General features: G+C 67.9%; 10 protein-coding genes. 9 read left to right on the top strand and 1 reads right to left on the bottom strand.

Annotation, left to right across the window (positions count from 1 at the left end; translation table 11 throughout):
* The first annotated feature begins 82 nt into the window (after positions 1–82).
* The 5 genes from AC5RVZ_RS23705 to AC5RVZ_RS23685 all read left to right on the top strand — a co-directional run bounded on the left by AC5RVZ_RS23705 (position 83) and on the right by AC5RVZ_RS23685 (position 5010).
* Positions 83–784: a hypothetical protein gene (locus AC5RVZ_RS23705; protein ID WP_494068091.1), complete on the top strand. Its 702-nt coding sequence runs from the start codon at positions 83–85 to the stop codon at positions 782–784.
* 77 nt (positions 785–861) lie between these two features.
* Positions 862–3036 carry an NAD-dependent DNA ligase LigA gene (ligA, locus tag AC5RVZ_RS23700; RefSeq protein ID WP_494068090.1) on the top strand — a complete coding sequence of 725 codons (2175 nt, stop codon included), beginning with the start codon at positions 862–864 and terminating at the stop codon, positions 3034–3036.
* Positions 3033–3542, top strand: coding sequence for a DUF2087 domain-containing protein (locus AC5RVZ_RS23695; protein WP_494068089.1), 510 nt, complete (start codon positions 3033–3035; stop codon positions 3540–3542). Before ligA ends, AC5RVZ_RS23695 begins: the two co-directional genes overlap by 4 nt.
* Positions 3543–3668: 126 nt before the next feature.
* Positions 3669–4418: a hypothetical protein gene (locus tag AC5RVZ_RS23690; RefSeq protein WP_494068088.1), complete on the top strand. Its 750-nt coding sequence runs from the start codon at positions 3669–3671 to the stop codon at positions 4416–4418.
* A gap of 94 nt (positions 4419–4512) precedes the next feature.
* Entirely contained in the window at positions 4513–5010 is a 498-nt protein-coding gene (locus tag AC5RVZ_RS23685) for a GNAT family N-acetyltransferase (protein WP_494068087.1), read from the top strand.
* Positions 5011–5045: 35 nt separating this feature from the next.
* Here the strand turns inward: AC5RVZ_RS23685 and AC5RVZ_RS23680 are convergent, their stop codons facing one another.
* Positions 5046–6203, bottom strand: coding sequence for a metallophosphoesterase (locus tag AC5RVZ_RS23680; protein ID WP_494068086.1), 1158 nt, complete (start codon positions 6201–6203; stop codon positions 5046–5048).
* A 336-nt stretch (positions 6204–6539) separates the two neighbouring features.
* Between AC5RVZ_RS23680 and AC5RVZ_RS23675 the strand changes: the two genes are divergently transcribed.
* From AC5RVZ_RS23675 to gatC, 4 genes are all read left to right on the top strand, one after another.
* Positions 6540–9806 carry an efflux RND transporter permease subunit gene (locus AC5RVZ_RS23675; RefSeq protein WP_494068085.1) on the top strand — a complete coding sequence of 1089 codons (3267 nt, stop codon included), beginning with the start codon at positions 6540–6542 and terminating at the stop codon, positions 9804–9806.
* Positions 9803–10252: a hypothetical protein gene (locus AC5RVZ_RS23670; RefSeq protein WP_494068084.1), complete on the top strand. Its 450-nt coding sequence runs from the start codon at positions 9803–9805 to the stop codon at positions 10250–10252. Before AC5RVZ_RS23675 ends, AC5RVZ_RS23670 begins: the two co-directional genes overlap by 4 nt.
* A gap of 1 nt (position 10253) precedes the next feature.
* Positions 10254–13382, top strand: coding sequence for an efflux RND transporter permease subunit (locus AC5RVZ_RS23665; RefSeq protein ID WP_494068083.1), 3129 nt, complete (start codon positions 10254–10256; stop codon positions 13380–13382).
* 83 nt (positions 13383–13465) lie between these two features.
* Positions 13466–13762: an Asp-tRNA(Asn)/Glu-tRNA(Gln) amidotransferase subunit GatC gene (gatC, locus tag AC5RVZ_RS23660; protein ID WP_493977642.1), complete on the top strand. Its 297-nt coding sequence runs from the start codon at positions 13466–13468 to the stop codon at positions 13760–13762.
* Positions 13763–13768 lie beyond the last annotated feature (6 nt).

The following is a 13768-nucleotide window of genomic DNA, read 5'->3' as shown; positions in this document are numbered from 1 at the left end:
CAGGACTGCGTGGCTTTTGCGGGTAGGTTTGGAACGATGAATCACGCGCTGACCCTGGTCGGCGCAGACAAGGGGGCTAGCGGTGGCGGATGTGAGCATTGAGTTCTGCGGCGAATGGTACGAAGCCACGAACGACGACGTGTTCACCATTGGGCGCGAAGGGGACCTGGAGATCGACGACAACCCCTACCTGCACCGCAAGTTCCTGCAGATCGCCCACTATGACGGCATCTGGTGGCTGGCCAACGTGGGTTCCCTCATCTCCGCGACCATCGCCGATTCCACCGGGGGCATGCAGGCGTGGCTGGCGCCGGGAGCGCGGATCCCGATGGTCTTCAGCCAGACGAACATCGTTTTCACGGCCGGCCCCACAACCTATGAGCTGTCGGTCCATGTGAAGACGCCGTCGTTCCGCCAGGAACACCGGGACACGGACGCGGTGGGCGAGACCACCATCGGCCCGGTGGTGTTCACCGCCTCGCAGAAGGCCCTGATCCTGGCCCTGGCCGAGCCGATGCTCAAGCGGGACGGGACGGGGCTCAGCTCGATTCCGTCGTCCTCGCAGGCGGCGGCCAGGCTGGGCTGGCCCCTGACCAAGTTCAACCGCAAGCTGGACAATGTCTGCGACAAACTGGACCGGGTGGGCGTCGCCGGGCTGCGCGGCGGCAGCGGAAAGCTTGCCACCAACCGGCGCGCGCGGCTGGTCGAACACGCCGTCACCTCCCACCTGGTCACCGCGGCCGACCTGCCGCTGCTCGACGAACGGCCGGACGCCGAAGACTGAGCGGCCGCCGGTCCGTCGGGGGGCACGCGGGCTCCGCCGTCGTCGCCTGAACCGCCCTTCTCGGGCAAGATAGTCAGGTGAGCACAGTCGAAACACCTGCCAGCGGCATTCCCAGCGACGAGATCCGGGAAGAATACGAGCAGCTGACCGAGGACGTCCGCAAGTACCGTTACGCGTACTACAACGAGGACGCCCCGCTGGTCTCCGACGCCGAATTCGACGGGCTGTACCGGCGGCTGGAAGAGATCGAGGCGCTGCACCCGGAGTTGGTGGCCAACGACTCGCCCACGCAGGAAGTCGGCGGCGAGGTTTCGGCCGCGTTCGCCCCGGTGGAACACCTGCAGCGGATGTACTCGCTGGAGGACGTCTTTTCACTGGACGAGCTGAAGGCCTGGGTGGACCGCGCCACGGCGTCGGTGGCCAACCTGGGCAACGGCAGGAAACTGCGCTGGCTCAGTGAAGTGAAGATCGACGGCCTGGCCGTCAACCTGCTCTACCGCAACGGTGAACTCATCCGCGCCGCAACCCGCGGGGACGGCACGACCGGCGAGGACATCACCCACAACGCCCTGACCATCGCGGACATCCCGCGCCGGCTCTCCGGCAGCAACATCCCGGTCGAGGTGGAGATCCGCGGCGAAATCTTCATTCCCACCAAGGACTTCCTGGCCCTTAACGAGCGGATGGTGGAGGCCGGCAAGGCGCCGTTCGCGAACCCGCGGAACTCGGCGGCCGGCTCGCTGCGGCAGAAGGACCCGAAGGTGACGGCCGAGCGGCCGCTGCATATGTTCGTCCATGGGATCGGAGCCCGCGAAGGGCTCGACGCCGAGAGCCAATCGGAGACCTACGCCCTGCTGCAGGAATGGGGGCTGCCCACCAGCCCCTACTTCAAGGTGGTGAACAGCTACGAAGAGGTCCTGGAGTTCATCGAGCACTACGGCGAGCACCGCCACGACCTGCTGCACGAAATCGACGGCATCGTGGTCAAGGTGGACGACTTCGGCCTGCAGCGCGCGCTGGGCCACACGTCGCGGGTGCCGCGCTGGTCCGTGGCCTATAAGTATCCGCCGGAAGAGGTCCACACCAAGCTCCTGGACATCCGGGTGAACGTGGGCCGCACCGGCCGGGTGACGCCGTACGGGGTGATGGAACCGGTGAAGGTGGCCGGTTCCACGGTGGAAATGGCCACGCTGCACAACCAGGACGTGGTCAAGGCCAAGGGCGTGAAGATCGGCGACATCGTGGTGCTGCGCAAGGCCGGCGACGTCATCCCGGAGATCGTGGGCCCCGTGCTGGCGCTGCGGGAGACGCAGGATCCGCCGGTGCGCGAGTTCGTGATGCCCACCGACTGCCCCTCGTGCGGCACCCCGCTGGCCCCCGGCAAGGAGGGCGACGTCGACCTGCGCTGCCCGAATGCCAAGTCCTGCCCGGCGCAGCTGACCGAGCGGGTGGCCCATTTGGCCGGCCGCGGCGCCTTCGACATCGAAGCGCTGGGCTACGAGGCGGCGTTCGCGCTGACCCGGCCGGCCGAACCCGAACAGCCTCCGCTCACCAACGAGGCCGGGATTTTCAGCCTCAGGCCCGAGGACCTGTCCGACGTGCGGATCCGGCGCGAGAAGAAGGCCAAGGGGGTGCCCACCGGCGAGACCGAGCTGGTGCCCTACTTCTACACCAAGGGCACCGCCAAGAAGCCTTCGGTTCCCACTGCCAACACCAGGAAGCTCTTCGAGGAGTTGGAGAAGGCCAAGACCCAGCCGCTCTGGCGCGTCCTGGTGGCTTTGTCCATCCGGCACGTGGGTCCCACCGCGTCCCGCGCCCTGGCCACGGCCTTCGGGTCGATGGACGCCATCCGGGCCGCCAGCGAGGACCAGCTGGCGCACGTCGACGGCGTCGGTCCCACCATCGCGGCGGCGCTGAAGGAGTGGTTCGCCGAGGACTGGCATGCCGGGATTGTCGATGCCTGGGCGGCCGCCGGCGTGCGGATGGCCGACGAGGTGGACGAGAGCATGCCCCGCACGCTGGAGGGGCTGACCGTGGTGGTGACGGGTACGCTGCCGAACTTCAGCCGTGACGAGGCCAAGGAAGCGATCATTATCCGCGGCGGCAAGGCCTCGGGCTCCGTCTCGAAGAACACCAGCTATGTGGTGGCCGGCGAGAACGCGGGGACCAAGCTGGACAAGGCCGAGTCCCTGGGCCTGACCGTGCTGGACGAGGACGGTTTCCGCCGGCTGCTGGAAACCGGCACGGCATGACGGGGGAGCGGCCAGGGCCCGGCGCCAGCTGGCAGCAGCTGCTCTCCGCCCTGGCCAGCCAGCGCCTGCGCGGGCTCTATGCCGCCCTGGTGCTGGGCCAACAGCCGGAGATGACCGCCAAGGAACGGCAGAAGCTGGTTGCCTCCGGCCTGGTGACGGACGACGGCGGTGCCCTCGCCGTCGAGCCGGGCGTCTTCAAGGCCGCGCTGGCCGCGGCACGGGAACCCGGGCCGGCCGGGCCGGAAAGATTCCTCACCGGCGGGCTGGTGGTGCTGCCGTCCCGCGCCTCGGACCGGCTGGAACTGCTGGGCTACATCCGCGACCGCGTCATCGCCGGAGGTGAGGTCATGACCGAGAAGGACCTGAACGCCCGGTTGGCCGCGTTCACCTCCGATGTGCCGATGCTCCGCCGCGCCCTGGTCGATGACGGCTTCCTGGACCGCGAGCCGGACGGCAGCGACTACCGGGTCGGCCACCGCCGCACCAACAGCCCCGGGCAGCAGTAGCAGCGGACGTGTGCGCCGCAGGCAGCGGCAGCCACTTCGGGGCAGCGCGCGGACATCCGGGCGGCCTCGTGAAACTATCGTGACTGGCATCACTCGCCATGGGACGATGGATGTGCGAGGTGAGCCATGAACGAATTCTTTGCTGATGGTTTCCCCTGGTGGTTCATCTGGGTCGGTTTCGCCGTGGTCTCCGGTATGGGACAGCGTGCCAAGCGCACCCGGCGCGGCCAGGGCTGGAACCGCGGGGGCCGGCGCCACGAAAGCGCACGCTCGGAGGCTGCCCGGCGCGAGGCCGACCGGCTGCGTGCCGCCGCCGCTGCCGAACAGCAGCGGCTCCGCGACACCGCGGCGGTGATGGCCGACCATGATGCGGTCAACGCGCGCTGGCTGGACTACGAGCTGGACGTGGCCAAGCTGATCGATTTTCCCATGATGTCCGATGTCCGCGAGCCGCTCACGGTGGCGTTCCTGCGCGCCAAACGGACCGCGGACGGGCTGCGGCCGGTCACCGCTGCGGAAGTTGCCACCGACGAGCGGCTGCGCGAATACCGCGAGGCCGTGCGGGCCTACGAGGTCGCCTTCGACATTGCCGAACGCGAGGCCCGCCGCATTCAGGACCAGCACTTCAGCGGCCCCGAACGGCTGCGGCTGAACACCGCGCGCCGGCTGCTGACCATCGCGGTGGATAGGGCGGCAACGCCCGCCGAGCGGCAGCTGGCCTACGCGCGCGCCCGCAAGGAGCTCGACGGCCTGTTGGCGCTGCCGGCCGAGGCGGTCGCCGCCCTGCAGCGGCGGGTCAATCCGGAATTGCTCCCGCCCGTGCCCCGTTCGGCGGCCGGGCCGCCGGCGGGACGGCAGGCCGGCGGCCCGGCCTGAACCGTATTGGCGCGCACCGCCCGTGGTGCGGGAAACTGGTCAGGCAAGCCCCGACGTCGTACTTTCACTACCCGCAAGGACACCGCCCAAGCACATGCAGATCACCATCCGCCCTGCCACCGCTACCGATTTCGACGACGTGGAGCGCCTGACGCGCGAGGCGTACCTGGCCGCGGGACACTTCCCGGCAGCCGACCACCCGTATCTGATGCACGTTTCCGACGTGGCGCACCGGGCCCGGCATGCCGAGATCTGGGTGGCCGAGCGGGGCGGCAAGGTGGCCGGGGCGGTCACACTGGCCCAGGCCGGTGGGGAGTATGCTGACATCGCCCGGGAGGGCGAACTGGAGTTCCGGATGCTGGCCGTGGATCCGGGGCTGCAGCGCTCGGGCGTCGGCCGGGCCCTCGTGGACGCCATCGTGGAGTACGCGCGCACGCTGCAGGGCATCAACGCCGTGAGCCTGACCACCGGCAGCGACTGGACCGCGGCGCACCGGTTGTATGAATCGCTGGGATTCGACCGGGTGCCGGAGCGCGACTGGCCGGTACCGGGGACCGACATCCGGCTGCTGGTCTTCGTCAAACGCCTCTAGCAGCCGCAGGGACGGACGCTGCAGGCAGCGCATGCTCAGGGTTTGCTGAGGGTAAACGAATCGGTGAAGTTGGCGCCGCCGGCTCCCACAAACGTGGCCTTCAGGGAGTCCTCGGTCACCTCAATCTCCACGAACCCGTGCGTGGGCTCGACGTTTGCGCCGGAGTAGGCGGCGAAGTAGGGCGCCTCGGCGTCGGAGCCGTTGATGTCGCGCAGCGGTTGCCCGCCGGTGCCGACCGTCGCGAAGACCGTGCCGGCACCGGACTCGAAGTCCGCGTCGGTGTCGGAGATGCAGGCATCATTGCTTTGCGCGGGCAGCAGCGACGGGCAGTCCGGGCCCAGGGCGAGTTGGTGTGTCCGCTGGTAGAGGTGTTCGTGGCCGTGCAGCACCAGGTCCACGTTTTTGTCCAGCAGCAGATCGGTCACGGCGGGGCCGGGATCGCAGTCGTAGCGGCCCGCCGAGTGGCAGGGCTTGTGGGAGCCAACCACCACCCACGGAATGTCCGCCGTGCGGGCCGAGTCTATGGCAGCGGCCGTCCACCGGTAAGGCCCGGTGCCGGGAACGTAGTCCCATCGGCCGGATTCGGGAAACTCCAGGCCGGGCGAAATCAGTATCAGCCGCAGCAGCGGATCCCGCTGCGGGATGTCCACGAACCATTGGCGCCCGTAGGTGCCTTGGACACCGGGTAGGCGGGGAGGAAGGCAGCGGGCGAATTCATCGATCGAACCGTTCCGGCCATCGCTTTCGTGGTTTCCGGCTATCAACTGCAGGGGGATGTCCCGCCCCAGGTGGTCGGTGACGAAACGGCACCACCCCGATTCCGTGCCGGGAAGCCCGTAGGACAGGTCGCCGAGCGCCAAGCCGAACCGGGGACCGCTTCCCGCCATCGCTTCCAGCACCTGTGCGGCACCTTGGTCGAAGCCGAAGTCTCCGGCCGCCGCGAATTTCACGCTTGCCGCGGAGTTGCCGCCTGCCCGGGGCGCGGGGGCCGCCGTGCCGCCCGGGTCCGAGGCAGGCGGCGACAGTGCCGGCGGGGAGGCCGGCGGGGCGACCGGCGGGCTGGAGGAGGTCATGGGAGCCGTCGGGCCCGCCGAGGCGTGCGGCGCCGGGGCCGGGGAGCCTTGCCCCGCGCTGCTGCAGCACGGCAGCAGCAGCGCGGTCAGGGCTATGGCAGCCAGCCGGGCCGGACGCATGGGGGCCTCCTCGCCGCGAAGGACTCCGGCAGCCCGCCGGGAGTCCGACGGCCCGGCCAGGCGTTCGCGGATGCCACATTCTAGGTGCCCGGCGTAAGGCGGTCAAACTGCTTCGCAATTTCCTTGTCGCCCGCTGGCCGTTTGTGCCACACTGAGGACAGCATCTTGAGTGATCCGTTGGGGAACACGCCAGGCGGCCAACGCCTCGATGGGGGACCGGAGCTACGCCGGGACAGGCCGAGCTCCTACCGTGCGGACCGGGTGTTCGCGCAAGCATCATGGGTGAGCGGGGACGGGTAGTGACCCGAAACGCTCTGCGCCGTTGGGGGCGTATTTATGTCTGGCTTGTTGGTTCGCTGGGCCCTTAAATTTCGGTTGCTGGTTTTGGCTGCCGCGGCGGGCATTCTCGGGTTGGGACTGGTGACCCTGCCGTCGATGCCGGTGGACAACCTCCCCGAATTCGCCCCGCCCCATGTGGAAATCCAGACCGAGGCGCTGGGCCTGTCCGCCGTAGAAGTCGAACAGCTGATCACGTCTCCGATGGAGGCGGACCTGCTCAACGGCGTGGCGTGGCTGGACGAGATCCGTTCGGTCTCGGTCCCGGGCCTGTCCTCCATCGAGATGATCTTCGAACCCGGCACCGATATCCTGCGGGCCAGGCAGCTGGTGGCGGAGCGGTTGACGCAGGCCTTCGCGCTGCCGAACGTCTCCACGGCCCCGGTGCTGATGCAGCCGCTGTCGTCGAACAGCCGGGTCATGATGGTCCAGCTGAGTTCGGCGGAGCAGTCGGTCATCGACATGTCGGTGCTGGCCCGCTGGAACATCAAGCCCGTGCTGATGGGCGTCCCCGGGGTAGCCAACGTGTCCATCTGGGGCCAGCGTGAACAACAGCTGCAGGTCCATGTGGACCCGGAGCGCCTCCGCGCGCAGGACGTGACGCTGAACCAAGTGATCGAGACCACGGGAAACGCGGTCTGGGTCTCCCCGCTGAGCTTCCTGGAAGCCTCGACCCCGGGCACCGGCGGATTCCTGGAGTCGGCGAACCAACGGATTGGCATCCAGCACGTGCTGCCGATCCAGAATGCCGAGGACCTGGGCAAGGTGAGCGTCGAGGGGACCGGCGACAAACCGCTCCAGCTCTCCGATGTGGCAGACCTGAGGGAGGATCACCAGCCGCTGATCGGTGACGCGGTCACCGGAGACGCCCCGGGACTCATCCTGGTCGTCGAGAAATTTCCGGACGCAGACGTCGTCGACGTCACCAGACACCTCGAGGAGGCTCTGGACGAGCTTCGTCCCGGGTTGCCTGGCATCGAGGTGGATTCCACGATCTTCCGCCCCGCAAGCTATTTGGAGTCGGCGGCGAACCAGTTGGGGCTTGCGCTGCTCATCGGCCTGCTCGTGGTGACCATCGGCATCGGCCTTGCCTTCCGGTCCTGGCGGTACGCCCTCATCGGGCTTACGGCCATCGTCCTGTCGGCCGTGGCTGCGGCGCTCATACTGCAGTGGCAGGGAGCCGTCCTGAACACCATGGCGTTCGCCGGCATCGTGCTGGCGCTGGTCGTCGGCGTGGGCGACGTCATCGCCGACCTGCACAGCGTCCGGCACAAGGACGCCGGCGTGCCCGCGCGCACCCTTGCGCCGGGCGCGGCACCGCACACGGCCCAGGAAGCGGCGGCAGACACCCCGCCCGGCTACCGCGGGATGCCGCACCCGGCGGAGGCAACGGCGGCCGACGGCGGGGAAAGCCTGCTGACCCGGGCCCTGCGGCGGTCGAGAATGCCCATGATCTTCGCGGCCCTGGCGACCTTGCTCGCGCTGGCCCCTGCCTTGTTTGTCCGGGGGGTCGACGGCGCGTTGCTGAGGCCACTCATCCTGTCCTACCTGCTGGCCGTCGCGGTGGGGTTCCTCGTGGCCCACACGGTCACGCCCGCACTGGCCAGCATTCTGGTGCCCGCCCGGGAGAAGACGCGGCCGGTTCCCGCCGCCGCGCAGAAGGTCCGGCGCAGGCTCGACCACCTGCTCGCCTCCGCCGCCGAGGGACGGCGCTGGCTGGCAGCCGGCGTCGTCGCCGTCCTCGGGATTGCCGCCCTGGCTGCGATCCCGCTCATCGCTGCCGGCAACCCCATGGTGGCTTCCGTGCCGGACCGCACCCTGCTGATTCGGTGGGACGCCGCTCCCGGCACCGCCAATACCGAGATGAACCGTATTACGGCGAGGGCCAGCGACGAACTCAGGACGCTCGACGGCGTCGCGGCCGTCGGCGGCCATGTCGGGAGGGCCATCACGTCGGATACCGAGGCGAACGTCAGTTCCAGCGAGATCTGGGTGACCCTCGAGGACGGCGCGAGCTTCGACCGGGTCAAAGCGGACGTACAGGGAATCGTCGACGGCTATCCCGGGCTGGCGAACCGCGTGCTGACCTATCCGGAAGGCCAGGTCGACCGGGTGCGGCAGGCCAACGAGCAGGGCTTCCAGGTACGCGTCTACGGAATAGAGCTGCCCATCCTGCGGGAGAAGGCCGAGGAACTCCGACAGGTCATGGCCGGCATCGACGGTGTGGCCAACCCGCGGCTCGACATTGCGGTGGAGCAGCCGATCGCGGAGATCGAGGTCAACCTGGACGCGGCCGAACGGGTGGGCATCAAACCCGGTGACGTGCACCGCGCCGCCGCTGCCATCCTGCAGGGAATCGAGGTCGGGTTCATCTTCGAGCAGCAGAAGGTTTTCCAGGTGATCGTCAAGGGCGACGAAGCGACCCGCGGCAGCCTCACCAGCGTCCGCGAGCTGTCCATCGATACTCCCGATGGCGGCAGCGTGCAGCTCGGCGACGTAGCCGACGTGCGCATCAGCCCGAACCAGACGGTCATTCATCACGACGACACCTCGCGACGCATCGACGTGCTCGCCGATATTGAGGGGCGGAGCCTGGGCGACGTCCAGTCGGACATCCGCGCAGCGATAGCCGAGATGGAATTCCCGGTCGAATACCACGCGGAAATCCCGCCGCAGTACGAAGAACAGCAGGTTTCAGCCCGGGTGATTTGGTGGCTCGCGGCCGCTGCTGCCGTCGGCATCCTGATCCTGCTGCAAACCGTGCTCGGCAGCTGGCGGCTCGCCGGACTGGTTCTGCTGGCGCTGCCGGTCGCGCTTTCCGGCGGGGTTCTCGCGACCCTGCTCACCGGCGGCGATGGCTCGCTATACGCGCTGATGGGGCTCGCGGCCGTGCTCGGCTTTGCCGTCCGGGAAGCGTTGCAGCTGGTGGGGCATTTCCAGACCCTGCAGAGCGGCGACCCGTCTCGTCGTCCGGTCGAACTGATGCGCCAGGCCGTCGGCGACCGGTTGCTGCCGATGCTGCTGGCCGCCGGGATCGCTGCCCTGGCCCTGGTGCCCTTGGTCGCCCTGGGCGGAACCGTCGGAGCCGTCACCCTCCTGCCCCTGGCAGTGGTGCTCTGGGGCGGCCTTGTCACCACCGCACTGCTGGTGCTGTGGGTCCTGCCGGTTTTGGTCCTCGCCCTCGGCTCTTCCGGCCGCCCCGACTGGTCGAACTCCCTGGTCAATATGCACGAATCTGTACTGCAACGGAGGCAGGAAATGTCATGACTGGCCAACGTCATGGACACCACGGCGCGCTGGCCGCAGCACTGGCCGCGGCAGCCATTGTGTTGTCCGGCTGCGCGGCAGCCAGCCCGGAGATGGAACCCCAAGGCATCGAGGCCGCCGTCAAGGAGGCGATTCCCGGCTCCGAGCTGAACCGGCTCACCCTCACCGAGCAAGCGGTGGAACGGCTCGACCTGACCACCGAACCGGTGGCCGCCGGGACCGGGAGCGACTTGGAAATCCCCTACAGCGCGCTGATTTACGATCCCGCGGGGGAGACCTGGGTTTACACCAACCCCGAACCCCTGGTCTTCGTCCGGGCGCCCGTCGAGGTGGACCGGATCGAGGGCGAGGTCGTGCACCTGACCGACGGCCCGGAGCCCGGCACCGACATAGTCACCCTCGGTGCTGCCGAACTCTTCGGCGCCGAGTTCGATACGGCCCACTGACATGCGCCGGATCGTCGCCTTCAGCCTCAAATTCCGGTCTGTGGTGGTGGCCATCGCCGTCGGAATCATGCTGTTCGGCGGCGTCAGCCTGAGTACCGCCTCGGTGGATGTCTTCCCCGAGTTCGCGCCGCCGAAAGTCGAAATCCAGACCATCTGCATCGGCCTGACCGCCTCCGAGGTGGAAGAGCTTGTCACCGTCCCGCTGGAAGAGGCGCTGAACGGCGTCGAGGGCCTGGACGACCTGCGCTCGAAATCCGTCTCCCAGCTGTCCTCCATCGTGCTGATCTTCGAACCGGACACGGACCTGTTGACCGCCCGGCAGTTGGTATCGGAGCGGATCGCCAACACCACTCCGACCCTGCCCACCTGGGCATCGCCGCCGGTCATGCTGCAACCGTTGTCGTCGACCAGCCGCGTCATGAAGATCGGTTTGACCTCGGACGAGCGCTCGCTGATCGAGATGTCGATGATCAGCTACTGGAAGATCCGCGCCCACCTGCTCCGCGTGCCCGGCGTCGCGAACGTGGCCATCTGGGGCGAGCGCCTGCAAATGCTGCAGGTGCAGGCCGAACCCGAGAAAATGCGGGCCGAGGGGGTGTCGCTGAACCAGGTGATGACGGTCACCGCCGACGCGTTGGACGCGGGGCTGCTCCAGTATTCCCCCGGCGCGGTGATCGGCACCGGCGGCTACATCGGCACGCCCAACCAGCGGCTCGGGATCCAACACGTGCTGCCCATTACGACGCCGGAAGCCCTGGCCCAGGTGACCATTGACGAGCGCGACGGCGATCCGCTGCGCCTCGGCGATGTGGCCCGCGTGGTGGAGGACCACCAGCCGCTCATCGGGGACGCCGTGATCAACCAGGGCGACGGGCTCATGCTCATCGTGGAGAAACTGCCCTGGGGCAACACGCTGGAGGTCACCCAAGGGGTGGAGGCGGCGCTGAAGACGATGGAGCCGGGCCTGAGCGGCATCGAGATCGATACGGAAATCTTCCGGCCCGCCAGCTTCATCGAAGAATCGCTGGACAACCTGACGGTGGCGCTGCTGCTCGGAACCGTGCTGGTGATGATGGTCCTCGGTGCCTTCCTGTTCCAGTGGCGCACCGCGCTGATCAGCATCGTCGCGATTCCGCTCTCGCTCGTGACCGCCGCCCTGGTGCTCTACCTCAGCGGCAGTTCGGTCAACACGATGGTCCTGGCGGGGCTGGTCATCGCCGTGGGCGTGGTGGTCGACGATGCCATCATCGACATCGAGAACATCATCCGGCGGCTGCGGCAGCACCGCGCCGAAGGCGGCAGCAGGTCGACCATGCGGGTGGTGCTGGACGCTTCCCTCGAGGTCCGCGGGCCGATCGTCTATGCCACGTTGATCATCATCGTGGCGGCCATCCCCATCTTCTTCCTCGAAGGGCTCACCGGTGCGTTCTTCCGGCCGCTGGCCATCTCCTACACGCTGGCCGTGCTCGCCTCGATGCTGGTCGCCCTGACGGTCACCCCGGCGCTGGCCTTGATCCTGATGCGCAACGTGCCGTTGGAGTCGCGCGAGCCTCCGCTGGTACGGGTCCTCAAACGCGGCTACCACGCCATCCTCAAGCGCTTCGTCCGGCGCCCGCGTCCGAGCTACGTGGTCGTCGGAGCCATCGCGGCGGCCGGGGCGGTGATGGCGCCATTCCTCGGGCAGTCGCTGCTGCCCGACTTCAAAGAGCGGGACTTCCTGATGCACTGGGTCACGCAGCCCGGCACCTCGGTGGAGGAGGAGTACCGCATCAGCCAGCGCGCCTGCGCCGAGCTGCTGGAAATTGAGGGCGTGCGCAACTGCGGCGCCCACATCGGACAGGCGTTTGCAGCCGACGAGGTGGTCGGGGTCAACTTCGGCGAGAACTGGATCAGCGTCGATCCGGCGGTGGACTACGACAAGACCCTGGCCGCGGTCCAGGAGGTCGTGGAGGGCTATCCCGGCATCCACCGCGACGTGCAGACCTATCTGAAGGAACGGATCCGCGAGGTGCTGACCGGTTCGAGCAACGCGGTGGTGGTGCGGCTCTACGGCGATGACCTGGACATGCTGCGGGAGAAAGCCGAGGAAATCAACGAGATATTTCTGGCCACCGACGGCGCGATCGACGAGCACGTGTCGTTGCAGGTGGACGTGCCGCAACTCGAAGTGACCGTCAACCTGGAGACGGCGCAGCGCTACGGGCTGAAACCCGGCGACGTCCGGCGCGCCGCGGCAACGATGGTGGCGGGAGAAGAAGTGGGCGACGTCTACCGGGGCGGGAAAGCCTACGACGTGCAGGTCTGGAGCCCGCAGGAAATCCGTTCCGACGTGACCAGCATCAGAAACCTGCCCATCGACACACCGAGCGGCGACAGCATCAGGTTGGCGGATGTCGCCGACGTCAGCCTGCGGCCCACGCCGAACGTCATCGAACGTGACGACAACTCCCGGCGCATCGACATTGAGGCCAACGTCGAAGACGGGGCGCTGGCCTCGGTGGTTGCGGCGATGGAGGCCGGGCTGGCCGAGATCGAACTGCCGCCCGGATTCCATGCCGAAATCCTCGGAGAGTACGAAGAACGGCAGGAAGCCACCCAGCTGCTGATGACCCTCGCGGTCGCGGCGCTCGCCGTCATCTATCTGCTGCTGCAGGTGTCCTTCGGCAGCTGGCGCCTGGCAACGTTGATCATGCTGACCCTGCCGATCGCGCTGGTGGGCGGCGTGTTCGCGGCCTTCCTGGGCGGCGGGGTGCTCTCCCTCGGGTCCATCGTCGGCTTCCTGACCGTGATGGGCATAGCCGCGCGCAACAGCATCCTGCTGGTCAACCACTGCCAGCACCTGGAGAAGTTCGAAGGGGAAACCTTCGGCCCGGCGCTGGTGCTGCGCGGCGCGGGCGAACGGCTCTCGCCGATTTTGATGACCACCCTCGCCACCGGCTTGGCGCTTGTGCCCCTGGTGGTGATGGGCAGCATTCCCGGCCACGAGATCGAGCATCCGATGGCGCTGGTTATCCTCGGCGGGCTGGTCACCTCCACGCTGCTGAATCTCTTTGTGGTCCCCTCGCTGTACCTGCGGTTCGCCAAACCGAAGGCCGGACACCGGGAAGCCGAGGCTGTCGCCGTGGGATAGTCCCTCGGCATTCCCTGGCGAATCCCGACCCTCCTGCGCCGGTAGACTGAAAAGGAAAAGCATTCCACCCGCGTAGGAGACTCATGTCTGAGATCAATCGTGCGGCGGTGGCGCATTTGGCGCGGCTGGCCCACATTGAGATGACCGCCGAAGAACTGGACAAGATGGCCGGCGAACTCGACGTCATTGTCGATTCAATCAAGTCCGTCCAGGAAGTTGCCAGCCCCGACGTTCCGGCGACCTCGCACCCCATCCCGCTGAACAACGTGTTCCGCGAGGACGTGGTGGGGGAGACGCTGAGCCAGGAACTTGCCCTGGCGAACGCACCGGACCAGGCCGACGGCCGGTTCAAAGTTCCGGCGATCCTGGACGAGGAGTAAGGCGCA

This window comes from Arthrobacter sp. Cza30 (assembly GCF_059090765.1).
This window is presented reverse-complemented; position numbering and strand designations above follow the sequence as displayed.

Coding starts and splice junctions, on each gene's coding strand:
- AC5RVZ_RS23670 (WP_494068084.1), top strand. CDS start 9,803: ATGACTGGCCAACGTCATGGACACCACGGCGCGCTGGCCGCAGCACTG.
- AC5RVZ_RS23695 (WP_494068089.1), top strand. CDS start 3,033: ATGACGGGGGAGCGGCCAGGGCCCGGCGCCAGCTGGCAGCAGCTGCTC.
- AC5RVZ_RS23665 (WP_494068083.1), top strand. CDS start 10,254: ATGCGCCGGATCGTCGCCTTCAGCCTCAAATTCCGGTCTGTGGTGGTG.
- AC5RVZ_RS23675 (WP_494068085.1), top strand. CDS start 6,540: ATGTCTGGCTTGTTGGTTCGCTGGGCCCTTAAATTTCGGTTGCTGGTT.
- AC5RVZ_RS23690 (WP_494068088.1), top strand. CDS start 3,669: ATGAACGAATTCTTTGCTGATGGTTTCCCCTGGTGGTTCATCTGGGTC.
- AC5RVZ_RS23680 (WP_494068086.1), bottom strand. CDS start 6,203: ATGCGTCCGGCCCGGCTGGCTGCCATAGCCCTGACCGCGCTGCTGCTG.
- gatC (WP_493977642.1), top strand. CDS start 13,466: ATGTCTGAGATCAATCGTGCGGCGGTGGCGCATTTGGCGCGGCTGGCC.
- AC5RVZ_RS23685 (WP_494068087.1), top strand. CDS start 4,513: ATGCAGATCACCATCCGCCCTGCCACCGCTACCGATTTCGACGACGTG.